Origin of the sequence: Desulfofundulus luciae (genome assembly GCF_030813795.1) — a bacterium.
GTDB classification, from domain to species: Bacteria; Bacillota; Desulfotomaculia; order Desulfotomaculales; family Desulfovirgulaceae; genus Desulfofundulus; species Desulfofundulus luciae.
The window spans coordinates 116,387-132,960 of sequence record NZ_JAUSUX010000006.1 but is presented as its reverse complement, the minus strand read 5'-3'; the positions used below and the strand labels follow the sequence as shown (position 1 = coordinate 132,960).

At 53.4% G+C, this 16,574-nt stretch carries 16 protein-coding genes; 2 read left to right on the top strand and 14 right to left on the bottom strand.

Going from position 1 to position 16,574, the window contains the following annotated elements; all coding sequences use genetic code 11:
• Position 1: 1 nt before the first annotated feature.
• From J2Z49_RS05480 to J2Z49_RS05470, 3 genes are all read right to left on the bottom strand, one after another.
• Positions 2 to 223, bottom strand: a complete 222-nt coding sequence (locus tag J2Z49_RS05480) for a FeoA family protein (RefSeq protein WP_307400570.1) — start codon at positions 221 to 223, stop codon at positions 2 to 4.
• Between the two features lie 450 nt (positions 224 to 673).
• A complete protein-coding gene (lpdD, locus tag J2Z49_RS05475) occupies positions 674 to 1,057 on the bottom strand; it encodes a prenylated flavin chaperone LpdD (protein ID WP_307400567.1) in 384 nt (127 codons plus the stop codon).
• Positions 1,054 to 2,136 (bottom strand): class I SAM-dependent methyltransferase, encoded by a 1,083-nt coding sequence (locus J2Z49_RS05470; RefSeq protein ID WP_307400565.1) that lies wholly within the window; start codon positions 2,134 to 2,136, stop codon positions 1,054 to 1,056. The genes lpdD and J2Z49_RS05470 overlap by 4 nt, the downstream gene beginning before the upstream one ends.
• Before the next feature lie 226 nt (positions 2,137 to 2,362).
• On the opposite strand from J2Z49_RS05470, the gene J2Z49_RS05465 reads away from it, so the two are divergent.
• Together J2Z49_RS05465 and J2Z49_RS05460 are read left to right on the top strand one after the other, a co-directional pair.
• Positions 2,363 to 2,596, top strand: coding sequence for a DUF1657 domain-containing protein (locus tag J2Z49_RS05465; RefSeq protein ID WP_307400563.1), 234 nt, complete (start codon positions 2,363 to 2,365; stop codon positions 2,594 to 2,596).
• A 97-nt stretch (positions 2,597 to 2,693) separates the two neighbouring features.
• Positions 2,694 to 3,155, top strand: coding sequence for a PPC domain-containing DNA-binding protein (locus J2Z49_RS05460; protein ID WP_307400561.1), 462 nt, complete (start codon positions 2,694 to 2,696; stop codon positions 3,153 to 3,155).
• Between the two features lie 52 nt (positions 3,156 to 3,207).
• On the opposite strand, the gene selB is transcribed toward J2Z49_RS05460, so the two are convergent.
• The 11 genes from selB to J2Z49_RS05405 all read right to left on the bottom strand — a co-directional run bounded on the left by selB (position 3,208) and on the right by J2Z49_RS05405 (position 16,519).
• Positions 3,208 to 5,136, bottom strand: coding sequence for a selenocysteine-specific translation elongation factor (selB, locus tag J2Z49_RS05455; RefSeq protein WP_307400559.1), 1,929 nt, complete (start codon positions 5,134 to 5,136; stop codon positions 3,208 to 3,210).
• Positions 5,133 to 6,560 carry an L-seryl-tRNA(Sec) selenium transferase gene (gene selA / locus J2Z49_RS05450; protein ID WP_307400556.1) on the bottom strand — a complete coding sequence of 476 codons (1,428 nt, stop codon included), beginning with the start codon at positions 6,558 to 6,560 and terminating at the stop codon, positions 5,133 to 5,135. The genes selB and selA overlap by 4 nt, the downstream gene beginning before the upstream one ends.
• A gap of 106 nt (positions 6,561 to 6,666) precedes the next feature.
• Positions 6,667 to 7,734, bottom strand: coding sequence for a cyclic dehypoxanthinyl futalosine synthase (gene mqnC / locus J2Z49_RS05445; protein ID WP_307400554.1), 1,068 nt, complete (start codon positions 7,732 to 7,734; stop codon positions 6,667 to 6,669).
• Positions 7,722 to 8,576 (bottom strand): menaquinone biosynthetic enzyme MqnA/MqnD family protein, encoded by an 855-nt coding sequence (locus tag J2Z49_RS05440; RefSeq protein ID WP_307400552.1) that lies wholly within the window; start codon positions 8,574 to 8,576, stop codon positions 7,722 to 7,724. Before J2Z49_RS05440 ends, mqnC begins: the two co-directional genes overlap by 13 nt.
• The gene (gene mqnE / locus J2Z49_RS05435; RefSeq protein WP_307400550.1) at positions 8,573 to 9,679 is read right to left on the bottom strand and encodes an aminofutalosine synthase MqnE; all 1,107 of its coding nucleotides are present in this window, start codon (positions 9,677 to 9,679) and stop codon (positions 8,573 to 8,575) included. Before mqnE ends, J2Z49_RS05440 begins: the two co-directional genes overlap by 4 nt.
• Before the next feature lie 43 nt (positions 9,680 to 9,722).
• Positions 9,723 to 10,601: a UbiA-like polyprenyltransferase gene (locus J2Z49_RS05430; RefSeq protein WP_307400549.1), complete on the bottom strand. Its 879-nt coding sequence runs from the start codon at positions 10,599 to 10,601 to the stop codon at positions 9,723 to 9,725.
• Complete coding sequence (locus J2Z49_RS05425; RefSeq protein ID WP_307400547.1) at positions 10,591 to 12,027, bottom strand: menaquinone biosynthesis decarboxylase; 1,437 nt, start codon at positions 12,025 to 12,027, stop codon at positions 10,591 to 10,593. The genes J2Z49_RS05430 and J2Z49_RS05425 overlap by 11 nt, the downstream gene beginning before the upstream one ends.
• A 15-nt stretch (positions 12,028 to 12,042) precedes the next feature.
• The gene (locus J2Z49_RS05420; RefSeq protein ID WP_307400545.1) at positions 12,043 to 12,768 is read right to left on the bottom strand and encodes a demethylmenaquinone methyltransferase; all 726 of its coding nucleotides are present in this window, start codon (positions 12,766 to 12,768) and stop codon (positions 12,043 to 12,045) included.
• Between the two features lie 19 nt (positions 12,769 to 12,787).
• A complete protein-coding gene (locus J2Z49_RS05415) occupies positions 12,788 to 13,540 on the bottom strand; it encodes a polyprenyl synthetase family protein (protein WP_307400543.1) in 753 nt (250 codons plus the stop codon).
• Between the two features lie 168 nt (positions 13,541 to 13,708).
• Positions 13,709 to 14,101, bottom strand: coding sequence for an adenosylmethionine decarboxylase (speD, locus tag J2Z49_RS05410; protein ID WP_307400542.1), 393 nt, complete (start codon positions 14,099 to 14,101; stop codon positions 13,709 to 13,711).
• Between the two features lie 156 nt (positions 14,102 to 14,257).
• On the bottom strand, positions 14,258 to 16,519 hold the full coding sequence (locus J2Z49_RS05405; protein ID WP_307400540.1) for a hypothetical protein: 2,262 nt from the start codon (positions 16,517 to 16,519) through the stop codon (positions 14,258 to 14,260).
• Positions 16,520 to 16,574: the final 55 nt, after the last annotated feature.

The following is a 16,574-nucleotide window of genomic DNA, read 5'->3' as shown; positions in this document are numbered from 1 at the left end:
CTTAAAAACTCCCTTCCACTTCGATCTGCCGGGCCAATCCGCGGCCGATAGCGATTTCCTGACGGTTTTTGCTAATCACTACCGGTCCCCCAGGTATTACTTCACAACAGGTCACAACTTCCCCTTCGGCGATACCAAAACGCAGGGCCTGTGCCCGAATCAGTTCAGAGGGTATGGATAAAATGCGGCAACGCTGACCTCTTTTCATGCGATCCAGGGTCACGGTAAATCCCTCCTTCATGTAGATAAATGCATGGGGATGAGAATCATTATCGTTTCGTGGTTATAAATTTCCCCCCGGCGGCAGGTTTTAGTGAGAAGCTATGAGAATGAATCTCAATCTAAATACAGTTTAATCCTCCTGGCTGCCCCTGTCAAGCTATTTTTTAAAAAAATAACGGGGTATGAAACCCCGTTTAGGCTAGTTTTTACAAATCGTCATCCGCTTTCGCGCATTCAGCGCAAGAATCAGAGAAAAGAACATTTTCTGCCGGGCAGCCACCCGTGCTCTCCAGAGCCGGGCACTGGGTAGTATCGTTCCTGCGTTCCGCTGTGCGATTGGTTTTGTCGTCGCGGGACATGATTTATCACCTCCTGGGATATATTTTGTCCCCGGGGGCACAAAAAAAAGCTAACGAAAATTGGCATTAATTTTTTTTAAACAAGATTTAATTTAAATAAGATTTAAATTATATAACAATTGTTGCATGGCCTGCCGGGAATTCTCAGCCAGGAGGTTTATATCTTCCGCTTGCGCCCTTTCCACATGGAGTCCGGCTACCACCACCACCGGCTGGCCGCTGGCTTTGGCCAGTTGTTCAGCCAGGGGTTTGGCTATTTCGTCGTCCTTGTGCCCCAGCCTGGGTACCACCGTGGAGGTACAGCTTAAGCGGCCGGGATCAGCCAGGCTGGGGCGAGGAATGCTCAAAACCACCGCTCCGATATGGGGCTTTTCACCGCCGAAAAGAGAGATCATAATACCCTCGCCGGTGAGGGTTGCCTGCAACTGTACCCGGTGTTTTCCTTCCCCTGCGGCAAAGAAAAGGTTTTTGATCATGGTTGTCCCCTGCCTTTTTGTCCCTTCGGAAAACCGAGCAGGTTAGGTTGCTCAACTCCTTTGCAAAGTGCCAGGACCTTAAAGATTCCTCCCATCCCTTCCGGCAGAATCAGTTTTTTCACGGCCATAACGGTGCGCGTGGTCCTTTCGTCAAAAACGTATTCGGGGGCGGACCGGGGAATGGCCTCCACTATGCCCAGGCTTAGTAGGAAGTTCATTTGGGTAGTATAACCGGCCAGGTGCAGGCCAGCCTCTCTGCCCCAGTGGATGAGGGCGGAAAAATTAACATGGGAGGTGATATCCTGCTGTCCCACATGGTTCAGGGGATCGCCACCCAGACGGTGTTGCCGGTAACAGCGCAGGGTGCCTTCAAAGCGGGAAGGGTGGTAAAGTTCCATAGATTCCATACCGTAGTCAATGATGAGCACAAAACCCCGTCCCAGCCCGGCCGCCACTTCCTGCAGCCATTCCCGGGCGGCCAGATTTACTTCGGCCACCTGACCCTGGGCAAGTTTTATGCCCAAGGTGGTAAAGTATTCCCCCAGGAGGGGGGTGGAAAGTTCCCCCTCCTCCTCCACCAGCTTGCCATCACGCCAGTTGATATAAATTTCCTTGAGTCCTGACGCGGTTTGGCGCACCCGGTGGACCGGAAAGGCGTCCACCAGCTCGTTGCCAAAAATGATTCCGTTAATATAACCGGGATTTCCCACTTCAGACAGGGCACTGGCCCAGGATACCTTTTCTTCCGGGAATGGGGCCAAAAGCTCTTTTTGTCGCCGGATCATTTCCGGGCTGGCCTCAATGATGTAATAGCGCATCCCTTCCCATGCCGGCCGGAAAGACGTGGCCAGCGCGTTCAGGATATCCCGGGCTAAAAAGCCTTTACCGGCTCCGTATTCTACCAGCACCCAGTTCTGCGGCCGCCCCAGGCATTCCCACATCTGGGAAAATTGTTTGGCAAGCATGGCCCCGAAAAGAGGATGCACGTCGGCGCTGGTATAGAAATCACCCCGGGAGCCAATTTTTTCCCCGGGGCCGGTATAATACCCCAGTCCGGGATAATAAAGGGCTATTTGCATGAAATCTTTAAAAGTAATAGGCCCCCGGGCTTTAATTAAAGCGATAATTTTTCCTAACAGGAGGTTCAAATTACTCACCTTAACCCTAACCAGGTTTTATGAAGATAGATTGAAGATAATTTTGCATTTTTGTCCATAATAACCCGGTGATATCTTACCGTGAAAACGCTCACACTAGAATTGTAATTTAAAAATTTTTTCCTAACAAAATTAAGGAGGTAAATCTATGACCATTGGCGAAAAGATGCATCAAACCCTGGCCTCTTTGGAAAGTGCGGCTGCCAATTTAAAGACCTTCTCCCTGGATACCCAGGATCAGATGGCCAAACAAATGTTTGCCAGTTATTCCCATCAACTGGAAGAGATTTGTAAGGGCCTGCGGGGACGGGTGAATTATATCGAACAGCAGGAACCCCAGTATAAAGTGCTGCAGCCCCAACAACAGCAGCAAAAGCAGTAATCTCGCCTGAGACGTGGCATATCCGCGGAGGACGCGGGGTTTTCCCCGGGTCCTTTCTGTCTTTTGGCCGCAGGCCGGAAAAATTTTTAACAGGAGGATGGTCAGAATTTATATGCTGGCACGACCGGTAAGCCGTGGGCGCATGATTATGGGACGTTTAAATAAGGGAGCCGATTTACTGGCTTCCCTGACCCAGCTTTGTGTGAATGAAAATATCCAGTTGGGCGTAGTGCGGGCCATTGGGGCGGTCACTCGTGCCCGGGTAGGCTTTTATCACCAGGACCGGCGCACCTATACTTATTTGGAGTTTGATAATCCCCATGAAATCATCAGCCTCGAGGGGAATATTTCCCTTAAGGACGGGCAGCCCTTCGTCCACGCCCATATAGCCATGATAGCAGAAGACGGGCGTATGGTCGGTGGCCACCTGGCTGAAGGGACAGAGATTTTCGCCTGTGAATATGTGATCACTGAACTCCTTCATGAGTACGACCGCAACTTTGAACGGGTCTTTGATGAGGCCACGGGATTATACCTCTGGCCCGGATCCGGGGACTAGTTTTCCCAAAGAAGGGGCCAGGGTGGATGGCCGGCTGTAACCGTATTGACGGTTATGACCGGTTTTTTTGTTTCTCCGCCCGGGTGAGGACCCTCTTGTCTTCCACCCGCCGGGTAGTTTTTTCCCGGTCAAAATACTCTAAGAGGGGCAGCGCGTATTTCCGGGACGTTTGCAGTAAATCCCGGGTTTCCCCCACCGTTATTTCCCCCTTTTCTCGCAAATAGTCAACCAGTGCCTGCCGGGCCCTGTCCACACAGGCAGGGTGAAAGTACAGATCGTCGGCTACCCGCACCAGCATGCCTTTCTTAAGCAGGTATTGCAAAATCTCCTGGGCCGCATGGCTTTCCAGCCCTACCAGGCGGGTTGCCTCACCCCAGGCAGGTGGCTGGCAATTCCCCTCCCTGTAAATCTCGAGCAACTGCTGTATTTGCTGTTCTTGTTTGAGGTTGGGCCTCGGGGTAAATGTAGGCAGGGCTATGTCCTGGGTGTAGAGCTTCACCAAACCATCATCTTCCATAACCTGGAGAAGAGATTGAAACTGCTTGCTGTTCAACCCCGCAAACAGGCGGGAACGCATTTCTTCTTTGGGGAAACCTTCCCGTAACGGGAAGTCCCGGTGGTATTCTTTCAGCATCAAGCGCATGTTTTCCGCCCACTGCAGATATACTTCCTGGAGAAGATAATAAACCTGGTTTTCGGAGGGTATGGGGCGAACCTGCTTTTTCTCCACCAGGGAGTGCAGGGTATCCTTTACTGTATTCTCATCCAGCCCGCTGGCCTTAACCAGTTCTTCTGCCGTGAGGATAGTCCGGTGGCTATTGAGTTGCTGAAGCAGGAGTTCTTCAGGTGTACCCTTTTCCCGGGTTAAGAGGCTTTCGATTACTTCCCGGCGCAGGCGCCGGTGTTTTGGAGCTACAGGGTCAATGATCTTGCCGCCACCAATGGTGCGTACCGGGGAATAGGAACGGACGACAAACCGGTCCCCCCGCACGGCCACCGTGGGTTCTTCCAGCTCCAGCTGGACCAGAGCCGTCTCCTGCGGGGCCAGTTCATCCCGGTCCAGGAGGATTACCCGGCACATAATTTCTGCCGTTCCCAGGTGGAGGCGCACCCGGCTCCTGTTTTTCAAGGGCCTGGACGTTCCCAGAAGCACAAAGCGAGCATCCAGGCGGTAAGACGGGGTAAGGCTGCCGGGAGTGGCCAGGACACTGCCCCGGGGCACTTCATCGACTTCTACTCCGGTCAGGTTTACCGCTACCCGCTGTCCGGCCCGGGCTTCTTCCACCTTCCGTCTGTGCACCTGCAGCGTGCGTACCCGGGCGGCTATTTTGCGGGGCATGATTTCCAGCGCGTCCCCGGTGCGCAGTATGCCGCTCCACAGAGTACCGGTGGCTACGGTGCCAAAACCGGTGATCGAAAAAACCCGGTCAACAGGGAGGCGTACGTAACCGGTAGCTGGTTTTTCCTTGACCTCCTGCGCTACCAGATCAATGGTGCGTAAAAGCTCGTCCAGCCCCTGGCCGGTAACACTGGAAACCTCCACCACCGGCGCACCTTCCAGGGTGGTACCTTTAAGGAACTCAACCACCTCTTCCCGCACCAGGTCCAGCCATTCCCGGTCCACCAGATCCACTTTGCTCAGCACCACTACTCCCCGCGCTATTTGCAGGAGTTGGATGATATCCATATGCTCTTTTGTTTGGGGCATGACTCCTTCATCGGCGGCAATGACCAGGAGCACCAGGTCAATACCGCCTACACCGGCCAGCATGTTTTTGATAAAACGCTCATGGCCCGGGACATCTACGATGCCAGCCTGCCGGCCGCTGGGCAGGGTTAAGGAAGCAAAGCCCAGTTCAATGGAGATACCCCGTTCCTTCTCTTCCTTTAACCGATCCGTATCCACTCCGGTAAGGGCCTTTACCAGCATGGTTTTACCGTGATCCACATGACCGGCGGTCCCGATGATCAAATGGGTCACCTTTCGACCTCCTTCCCTGGTTGAAGTGCTGCCGTGATTGCTTTAGCCAAAATCTCCACTTCTCCAGGTAAAACCGTGCGCATGTCCAGGATCAACCGGTCATCCTGTACCCGGCCCATGACCGCCGGTTCCCCGGCCCGCAAGATCCTGGCCAGATTCTCGCAATCCGTTTGCCGGGGTTGTACTGTTACGGCAATGGAGGGCAGGTCGGCCGTAGGCATGGCCCCTCCTCCTACCCGGGAAATGACAGGTTCTACCTCAATGACGGCTTGTTCCCCGACCATATGGCGCAATTGCTCCGCCAGTTTCCGGGCCCGTTCTTCCAGTTCTGTGATGCCTACGGTGAGCATGCGTAGGGTAGGGATGTGGCCAAGGGCCCGGTCGGGTTCAAGGTAGACCCGCAGGGTGGCTTCCAGGGCGGCGACGGTAAACTTGTCAATGCGTATGGCCCGGGTCAGGGGATTTTTCTTCATCTTTTCGATGTACTCGCGCCGGCCTACGATAATGCCCGCCTGGGGGCCACCTAAAAGCTTGTCGCCGGAAAAGGTGACCACATCGGCCCCGGAGGCAACGACTTCCTGTACCGTTGGTTCTGCAGGGAGTCCAAAGTGGCTTAGATCAACCAGAAAACCACTGCCCAGGTCGCTCATTACCGGCAAACCATATTCTTTGCCCAACAGGACAAGTTCGTTAACGGTGATTTCCCGTACGAAACCTACCAGGCGGTAGTTGCTGGTATGAACATGCAAGAGAAGAGCGGTCCGGTCGGTAATGGCCCGGCGGTAATCATGGGGATAGGTCTTGTTGGTTGCTCCCACCTCCACCAGGGTGGCTCCGCTTTGGGCCATTACTTCTGGAATGCGAAAAGAACCTCCAATTTCTACCAGTTGCCCCCGGGAGACAATAACCTCCCGGCCCCGGGCCAGGGTGCTCAGGGCGAGCAAAACGGCGGCGGCATTGTTATTCACCACCATGGCTGCCTCCGCACCGGTCAGACTGGTCAGCAACCCTTCCAGGGGAGCATAACGGGAACCCCGGCGACCGCTCTGGAGATCCAGTTCCAGGTTGCAATAGCCGGAAGCTACCATTTCTACCGCGGTCCGGGCGGCAGGGGCCAGCACGGCCCGGCCCAGGTTTGTATGCAACACTACTCCCGTGGCATTGATCACCCGGCGCAAATTTGGCCGGGAGCGACGGGCGGTTTCCCGGATCACTTCGCTCACTACCCGGCTGGTAATTTCTTCGCGCCCCATCTCATCCTCTGCCCCAACCGTTAAAAAGGCCTGGCGCCAGCGATCTAAAACTTGCCGGACCGTTTCTACCACCAGGTTGCGGGGCTTTTCCGCCAGCAGGGCAGCCATTTCCGGTGAGCGCAATACTTCGTCCACTGCCGGTAGTTTGCGTAAAGCTTCCCTATTGGCCATGATCTGTATTGCCTCCGCTACCATTGTCCCCAACATTATAGGGCAAGCACGCCGTTCAAAGCAAGTGCGCGGGGTATGCCCGGTTTGCTCTGCCCAGCTTCACCCATCAATATTCCCGGATGATCTCATATAAAGTGGTGCGCTGGGCCGGGGTGAACCCCGCATCCCTGATGCAGCGGATTATTTCCGGCAGCGGCACCCGGTAGTTCACTCCCGCTGCCCGGACCACATTTTCCTCCAGCATGGTGCTGCCGAAATCATTGGCTCCAAAGAAGAGGGCTATCTGGGCTATTTTGGCTCCCTGGGTGACCCAAGAAACCTGGAGGTTGGGCACGTTGTCCAGCATCAGCCTGGCTATGGCCAGGGTGCGCAGATAATCCACCCCGGTAGCCGTTTCTCCCCCCAACTCGGTATTTTGGGGCTGGAAGCTCCAGGGGATAAAGGCGGTAAACCCGCGGGTTTCGTCCTGAAGCTCACGCACCCGCACCATGTGCAGCACCCGTTCTTCCGGAGTTTCCATATGACCAAACATCATGGTGGCGGTGCTTTTCATCCCCAGGTTGTGGGCAGAGCGCATTACCTCCATCCATTCGGTCCAGGAAACCTTGTGCGGGCTGACAATCCGGCGGACGCGGTCCACCAGTATCTCCGCCCCTCCCCCGGGCAGGGAATCCAGGCCGGCTTCTCTCAACCGGGCCAGTACCTCCTTTACCGGCAGGCCGGACTTCCTGGCCATGTGTACTATCTCCGGCGGCGAGAAGGAGTGAAGATGGATATTGAAACGTTCCTTTATGGAATGCAGCATGTCCAGGTAGTAGTCCAGGCCCAAATCGGGGTGCAGACCCCCCTGGATGAGCAGTTCAGTGCCTCCCGCCCGGATGGTTTCCTCGATCTTCTGAAAAAGTTCTTCCTTAGTAATTATATAGGCATCAGGATCTTGCGGGTGGCGATAAAAGGCGCAAAAACGGCACCGACACTGGCATACGTTGGTATAATTAATGTTGCGGTCAATGATGAAAGTCACCCGGTTTTCCGGATGCATTCTACGGCGCACCTGGTCGGCCGCCCTGGCCAGGGCTAAAAGGTCGGCCTTTTTGAGGATTTCCACCCCTTCTTCCAGGGAGAGCCTTTCTCCCGCCGCGGCTTTCTCCAGCAGAGCCGTTACTTCTGGCACTTGTCTTCACCCCAGACCGAGAGCTTAACTCTTTCTTCGATGATGCCGCTCTTGTAGGCATAATCATAAAAAGTGAGCAATGCCCGGCGGTAGTCCCAGTCAAAGTCGTAACGGATGGTGTGAAAATAATCTTCCAGTACCATCAGGGGTAGCCCTGTGCGCCGGTGTGCTTTTTTAACAAGCGCGGGCAAATTCCCCATGCCTATTTCCAGGGAGTGGTAGAGCAGTTCGGCCAGGGCGGTGGCTCCCCGGGGGTGGGCTTCGGCAAATTCCCGCCTGATCACCCACAGGGCATAAACCATCTTTTCCCCGGTGAAGTCTTTCCAGGCCTGACCCAGGTCGGTGATGAACAACGGCATGCCCTCCCCGATTACCTGCTGGTGGGCCAGCATGGCGTCGTCACCAATGAGCAGTGCCCCGTCCCCTATTTCCAGCATGGCCTTTAAATCCGCTTTCACCGGGTAGAGTTCTACTTCCACGTGGTAGTAATGTTCAAAGAGGACACGCAGTAAAACCACGGAGGTAGCCGAGGCCGTGGTTACGCAAACCCTTTTTCCCTCCAGTTCGGTAACCGGGAGGTGGCTGAAGAAAAGGACGCTGGCCACCCTGCCGTCGCTTGCTATGGATAGGCGGGGTAAAATGAAACAATCCCCGGCGTGGCGGGCGTATTCAATGGACGAAAGAGGGGTGCAGTGGAGATCTCCCTCGAAAAACATGCGGTTTAACCTGGTAGGGGGTCCCTTTATCAGTTCCCCGTCCAATGGAAGTAACCCTTCCTCAAGGGCATGGTAGACCGGCAGACAGTTCAGGTATTCTATCTGCCCCAGGCGCAACCTGGTCACTGCAACCCCTCCCAGCGTACATTATACAGGGTATCCCGTTCTACCGGTATTCGCCCTGCCGCCCGGATCATTTTGATTAGTTTTTGCTTGGGCATGTACTGGTCCGTTTCAGCACCCGCGTCGTGGGCAATTTTTTCCTCCACCACCGTACCGTCCAGATCGTCCACTCCGAAGGAAAGGGCTACCTGGGCCAGTTTCGGGCCAATCATAATCCAAAAGGCTTTGATGTGATCGAAGTTATCCAGCATCAGGCGGGCAACAGCCAGCACTTTTAAATCCTCGTAACCGGTAGTGCCGGCCAATCCCAGGGATTCCAGCCCGGTGTTTTTTGGATGGAATGCCAGGGGGATAAAGGCCAGAAAACCGCCAGTGCGATCCTGTAGCTCCCGCAGCCTGATTAAATGTTCCACCCGTTCTTCAATGGTTTCAATATGGCCGTAAAGCATAGTAGCGTTGGTCCGCATGCCCAGGCGATGGGCCGTTTCGTGCACTTCCAGCCAGCGGTCGCCGCTGATTTTACGCGGGCAGATCCGCTCCCGCACCCGTGGGGCAAATATTTCCGCCCCTCCGCCTGGTAAGGAGTCCAGTCCGGCGTCTTTTAGCAGTTCCAGGATTTTTTCAATGGAGAGTCCGTTGCTCCGGGCCAGGTAATCTACCTCTACGGCCGTAAAGCCCTGAATTGTCGTTCCCGGCAGGGCCCGGCGCACCCGGCGCAGCATTTCCAGATAGTATTCCAGATCCAGCGTATCATTTAATCCGCCTACAATGTGAATTTCCGATACACCCTGCCCCCGGCATTCCAGTGCCCGGGCTTCAATTTCATCAAGGGTCATGGTATAGGCTCCCCGGTCGCCGGGATCCCGCCCGAAAGCACATAGGGGGCAGCGATTGATACAAATATTCGTATGATTAATATGCCGGTTGACAATGAAGTACGCGCGGTTGCCGTTTTTCTGCTGGCGGATCACATCGGCCAGGTAACCAATGGTTAAAAGATCCCCGGATTTAAATAAACGCACCCCGTCTTCAAAACTTAAGCGTTCTCCCGCCTGCACTTTTTCGGCGATGTCCTTTAATTCTTCAGAAACAAAAAATTTATCCATAATCTCCTTTTCCTCCCTTAAATTTTTTAAGTGCCTTCCCTAACTAAAAAAGGTGCAGGGGAAAGAGCACGTCTAAAAGGGTAAAGATAAACATTATTACGCTTAAAGTCCCGTTAAGATTGAAGAAAGCCACTCCGGCACGGGAAAGGTCATTGGGTGAAACCAGGGTATGCTGTTTGAATAAAAGGACCACGGCAATCAGCACACCCGCCAGGTAAAGTATTCCCAGGTTTAAGATAAAGGCCACGGAGATGAAAAATATCGGTGCGACAATGTGGAAAAAGGACGAAATTAGTAATGCCCGTTCCAGGCCAAAACGGGCCGGAATGGAGTAAATACCGTATTTACGGTCAAAGTCATAGTCATCACAGGCATAAATAATATCAAAACCTGCCACCCAGAAAAGAACCCCCAACCCGATGAGTACAGGGGCCAGATCAAAACGATTGGCAATGGCAATCCAGGCGCCCACCGGGGCCAGCCCCAGGGCCAGACCCAAAAAAAGGTGGCAGGTCCAGGAAAAACGTTTGGTATAAGAGTAAAAGGAGAGGACCGCCACTGCAACCGGAAACAGCTTAAAGGCCAGAGGGCTCAACTGGTAGGCTGACAGAGACAACAGGGCAAAGGAAAGGATGACTAAAAGCCACACTTCCTTTACGTTAATCAATCCCCGGGGCAGCGCCCGGTTGGCCGTACGGGGATTTAGCGCATCAATATGCCGGTCAATTAACCGGTTGAGAGACATTGCGGCAGTGCGGGCCCCCACCATGGCCAGGGTAATCCAGAGCAGGTCGTGCAGGCTGGGTATTTGTTTTTGTACCAGGAGCGCACCCACATAAGCAAAGGGCAGGGCAAAAACGGTATGTTCAAATTTAATCATTTCCAGGATAATGCGTGTCTTGTGCACTATCCTATAAACCATAGCTCTCCCACTTCCTGTCCACAAGTTCCTTGATGTCTGCGCTCATCTCTATATCCGGGGGCCATTCCCTCATATGTCCTTCGCCGGGACCTTTCCGGGTGGCGTCAATGCCCATTTTACTGCCGTAATGGGGTAAGGGCGACGAATGATCCAGGGCATCCAGGGGGCCGTCCACCATCAGGACATCCCGGCGCGGGTCGACATTATTGAATACCCTCCACATTACTTCGGAAAGGTTTTGTACGTCCACATTTTCATCCACCACAATAATCAGCTTGGCCAGCATCATCAGTCCCATACCCCACAGGGCGCACATTACCTTTTTGGCCTGTCCCGGGTAGTGTTTTTTAATTGATACAATAACACAGTTATGAAATACTCCCTCAAAGGGCATGTTTATGTCCACAATTTCCGGTAGCTGCAGCCGCATCAGGGGCAAGAAGATGCGCTCGGTGGCCTTACCGAGATAGGCGTCTTCCATTGGTGGTTTGCCCACAATGGTCGCGGTGTAAATAGGGTTTTTACGCCGGGTAATACAGGTCAAATGGAAAACCGGGTAATGATCCGGCAGAGAATAATAGCCCGTGTGGTCACCAAAGGGTCCCTCCACGCGGGTCTCCCGCGGGTCCACGTAACCTTCCAGGATGATTTCGGCATTGGCGGGAACCTCCAGGTCCACCGTTTCACAGCGGACCAGTTCCACCGGTTCTTTGCGTAAAAAACCGGCAAAGAGCATTTCATCGATTCCGGAAGGCAGAGGGGCCGTCGCCGCATAAATAACCGCCGGATCGGCACCAATGGCCACTGCTACGGGCATGGGACCATCATAGTTTCGTATATGTTCTGCCCCTCCCTTGTGGATGTGCCAGTGCATACCCGTGGTACGTTCGTCAAAAACCTGCATGCGGTACATACCCACATTGCGCCGTCCCGTAAGAGGGTCCCGGGTGAAGACCAGGGGCAGGGTGATAAATGGCCCTCCATCCAGGGGCCAGCATTTGAGCACTGGCAGTTCTTTCAGGGAAGGGTTGTTCCGGATAATTACTTCCTTGCAGGGACCGGTTGGCACTATTTTGGGTATAAACGAGGACAATTGGGCCAGCTTCGGTATGGCCTTGAGCTTATCCAGAAAAGTTACGGGCAGTTCGGCAGGTTGCAAAATACTAATTAATTCTTCTCCAATCTGATCCAGGTTTTCTACCTCCAGGGCCAGACACATCCGTTCCAGAGAACCAAAGGCATTGGTCAACACAGGCATATCGTAACCCCGCACATTTTCAAAAAGCAGTGCCGGCCCGCCGGCTTTGCAAACCCGGTTTGTAATCTCGGTTATTTCCAGCTCCACATCCACTTCCGTGGTGATTCTTTTTAACATTCCCCTCCTTTCCAGTACAGAAAGGAAGGCCCGCAAATCTTTATAAGCCATGACACTACCTCCGCCTTAAACCACGGTACCCACGTGTACGGTAACAATTCCACCGGTAAGTTCGTAGTAGCGGGCATCCGCTAAGCCCACATCACGAAAGAGCTCTTTGATTTCCCGCTGGTGGGGAAAATCCTTTAAGGAATTGGGCAGGTAGCTATACGGGCCATCGAAGCCGATTCCCAGACGCCCTAGAAGGGGTACCAGGTGGTTGAAGTAAAAATAATAGAGCTGCTTGAAAATGGGAACGCTGGGTTTGGACAATTCCAGGGATACCACTTTGCCCCCCGGCCGGACCACCCGCGCCATTTCACTGATGGTTTTGCGGATATCCGGTACATTGCGCAGGGCAAAGCCAATGGTGGCACAGTCAAAGGTATTATCCGGGAAGGGCAAATTAACGGCATTTCCCTGCACAAACTGGATTTGTTCGGAAAAGGGAGTTTTTTTAACGTTTTCCCTGGCCTTTGCCAGCATGTTTTCACAAAAGTCCAGCCCTACCACCCGGCCCCGGGGTCCGGTCAGGCGCGCCTGCTCGATGGTGAGCATCCCCGTCCCGCAGCAGACATCCAGGCCGTAGCCTCCCGGCTGCAGGCTGGTCTGGGCGGCGGCGAAACGGCGCCAGTACTTGTCCCGGTTAAAGCTCAAGGCGGTGTTCAAAAGGTCGTAGCGGTGGGCTATGGAAGAAAAGATGGCGTGTACATATTCTTCTTTGCTGCGATAGGGTGATGGAATGCGGACCATCAATCTTGCTCCTTTTTGCTTATCCTACCTGGACGGCCAGTCCAGCGTTTTGTTTTTGGAATAGCAGGATTAATTGTTCTAAAATATCGCGACTTTCCCCCGGGGGAAGACCAGTTAGAGCCAGGAGGGCTTCCCCAAGGTAGCCGTTGGTTTCCTGGGCATATTCGCTTAACCCCACGGCCATACCAAAGCTTGTTCCCAACCTGTCCAATGCTTTTTGTTCCCGTTCCGACGCACCGGCCAGGTGGCCGGCCAGCCGGCACCCGCCGCCAAAAAGGACGGCCGTTTCCTTGTAGACAATTTGCTTGAGCACGTCCGCATTTAGCTGTCCATCTCCACTTTTGATACGCAGGATACCGCCCTCACTCATTTCACAGATTATTCTAGAAAGGGGTTTTAAGTACTTCACCACACCATGGTTACACAGGCATGTAAAAAACCGGCTATAAAAGTAATCTCCAACCAGCACCGGAAACTGGTAACCGTCTGTCGGGTCCTCCGGTCCGGGGCACTCCCGGACATTACGGTGTATGCGGGCAGCCAGGTAGATGAACTGTATAACGGCTGCCAGGGCAACGGCCTGGGAATTTAGAGGCGCAAAAATCCTGGCCGACAACAGTACCAGGGCGGGGCGGATGATATCATGAAAACTGCCGGGTACCAGGCTGGCAAACCTGCCGAGGTGCCCGGCCCGGATCTGATGGGATTTGGCCAGTATGTTTTGCGCTTGCTGAAGTTCTGATTTAATGGGGGCGAGTACCCGGTCGAACATTTTAGACCTCCTTAATTTTACCCTAACTTAATATTGATTCGTTACGGCTAAAAAATTTCCTTCCCGGTATGAAAAATGGCCGAAAAATGCAGTGAGCCCTGCAATCTTTTTTCAGATCGCAAGGCTCACTAGCCCTTGGTTAGCCGGGTACTAATAAAAATCCCCCTCCTAAAGATTGACAGCTACCTGTTGCTCAGCCGGTTGTTCAGCGACGGGAAAGATACCGCGTTTGGTTTCTCTGGCCGACATGTGCTTGGCACGAAATTGGCTGGTCAGGTAGTTGCATGCATCCCAGGGATCGACCTTTTCACCACAGGTAAACACATCAACCGCTGCATAACCCAGCTCCGGCCAGGTATGAATGGCCAGGTGGGATTCGGAGATAACCACCACGCCGCTGACTCCCTGCGGGCTGAATTTATGGAACACGCATTCCCTTACCTCCGCTCCTGCTTCGAGGGCTGCATTGACCATGATTTCTTCCACTTTCTCGATGTCGTTGAGGATGTCGAATTCGCAGCCATAAATTTCAGCCAAGACATGGCGGCCCAAGTGTTTCATCTTAGTTATCTTCCCCCTTTGACCAAAATATTATTGGAATCAAGCCACCTGACAAACTCGACATTTGTCAGGATTGGCCAATTCCAATCAAGTTCAATTGTAGCATAAGATTTGTGGTTGTCAAATAAAATTTTAAAGGTCCTGATAGGGTTTCTTTTACACTTTTGGTGTTTCTTCGGCAATCTCTTTGAGTACCAGATAAACCAAAGGTGGGGCGCCAAAAACCATGGTAGTGGCTGCGGCCACTATCCCCGAATCATTAAAAATCAAGACCAGGATACTGGCCGTAGTGACGCCAATAAAGCCGCGAAAGAGGTCGGGATATTTGCTCCTGATGGCCGCCATCACGCCTACCGGACGGTGAAAGAGCAGCACCAGGCTGCCCAGGCTGGCCAGGAAAATGCGGCTCCAGATGGTGTAGCGGAGCAGTTTGATGTTCAACTCTGACTTACGCTGGATAATATCCAGCACTACAGGCCAACCTCCCTGTAATACCAGGGACGTGTTGCGCCCGATGTGGGATTGCAGCCAGGGCGGCCGATGGAGGTCGTAAATCATAAAGGCCACCAGCAGTGCCACCACACCCAGGACAATCCGGATAACGTTTTGAATAGTCAGGGATCGGCCTGTGAGCAATAAAAAGGTAGTAAAGAACGCACCGGTAGCGGCTATGGTTCCCCCCACATCGGTACCCAGTTGCGGGGCGGCCAAAACATAAATGGTGACCATGTACATTACCCCGGTAAAGAGTAACAGGGGTTTCCGCCAGTGGGATAACCGGGTTACCAGGGCTGTAGATCCAATAATCATTGAACCGATGAGAATACCCTCGTATTCATTGCCAATACCGTAAAAGCGGGCGCCCACGATGGGGTCGTATCCCATGATGGCCGTTTTTTGCAGGGGTCCTCCCAGCACGGCATCCAGTAAAATCACCCCCCCATTGGCAAAGCATAAAAAGATAAAGGGATCCAGCTGCCACCTGCGATGCATAAAAACCGTTAACAGAGTAATAAGAACGGTTAGAGTTACCATTTCTAAAACAACCACCCAGGTTGTCGGCTGGGGTAGTAAAGGCAGCAGCAAATAGACCAGGGGTACCACCATAACCGAGAGCAAAAATGGTTCCAGCACCCGGCCCAGCCTGGTGCGCCGCCAGAAAATGCAGTAAAGGGATATCAATAGCAGAATGAGCTGATAAAAAATATACCCCTTTTGTATATTCGGGCGGATATTGTACGTAAGAGTGAGCTGGTTTAGCATACGCTCTAAAAAACCGATTTGGCCCTTTTCGGGAGCCGTTACCCACATGGGCTGGCCGGTCATTTCCCCGGGTATTCCTATTCTTAGAAAGTGCAAAACTGTTGGGGCAATGTCGGTGTTCATCACCACGCCGGCCCTTTTGGTGGTGGGAGAAGATAACGTACCGGGAGTGACCCCTGCCCCAACGGCCATGATGGGAGTCAGGTAATTTGAACCGCCCGCAATGTCTTTCCCGGGTGTGGGGGAAACGATGAGCAACAGCTCCCGGTGTGGATCGAGCCGCGAAGCCAGTTCCCCGATAAATTGATCCACCCTTTCCAGGGTTAACCGGCGCTGTTTATCCATTACTTTATCCAAAACATCGCCGCGCATTTCGTCCAGCCGCGAGAGATCCCCCAGTTCAAGAACAGCCAGAGATACCTCCGGTGGTAGCCGGTCAAAAGCGTGCAACAGCTTTCCGTAATCGGTACGTAGTCCCCCCGGGAAGGAGGGATCACTGGCCAGCATTGCTGTACCAACATTGCCGTAATCTACCACGCCGCCTTCATCCATGGCTATACTCAGTGCCTGCCGCCGTAACCCCTGGGGAACGTCGGCATTTCCTAAAACGGCGGTTTTCAAGCCCGCTTTATGCAGAGCAGAGCCCAGAGCGCCCGGTATGGCTGGATAGGGCAGTTGCTGGTTTTGCTTGTGGATGCGCACAATACCCACCTGGACCAACGCGCCGGGTTCTACAACCGTGCCCGTGCGCCGGTAAAATTCCTCGCCGGCGGTACCCCATTCTAATCTCTCCCGGGCGTTGAAGCCCAGAGCTGCCGTGCCGTTAGCAGTAATATGCACCCCGGCTCCAATGGTAGCGTAGGTGTTTTCCGGGGTTAAGGCCCCTGCCGTATTGCCGTTCATCAGTCCTAATGCACCCTGTTGCTGCAACTTTTGCAGATGGGGCAAATGCTTTAAATCGGACAGGCTCAACCGATCCACAACAACCATGACTACCCTGCCCCCCCGGGGTGCAGGTATAAAGGGTTTACCTTGTTTATCTTTGGACGGCAGGGCGGCCTGCAATGCCGGTTCAGTGCCGGCCTGTTGGGGGGTCTGGAAAAAGGCCATAAAAAAGATGAGGGCGATAATAATGAACGACTGCCTGGTTTTCATAGTTTAGTCACCTTTTACTTGATGTTTTTTTTGCCTATCTGTTGTTAGCACTGAT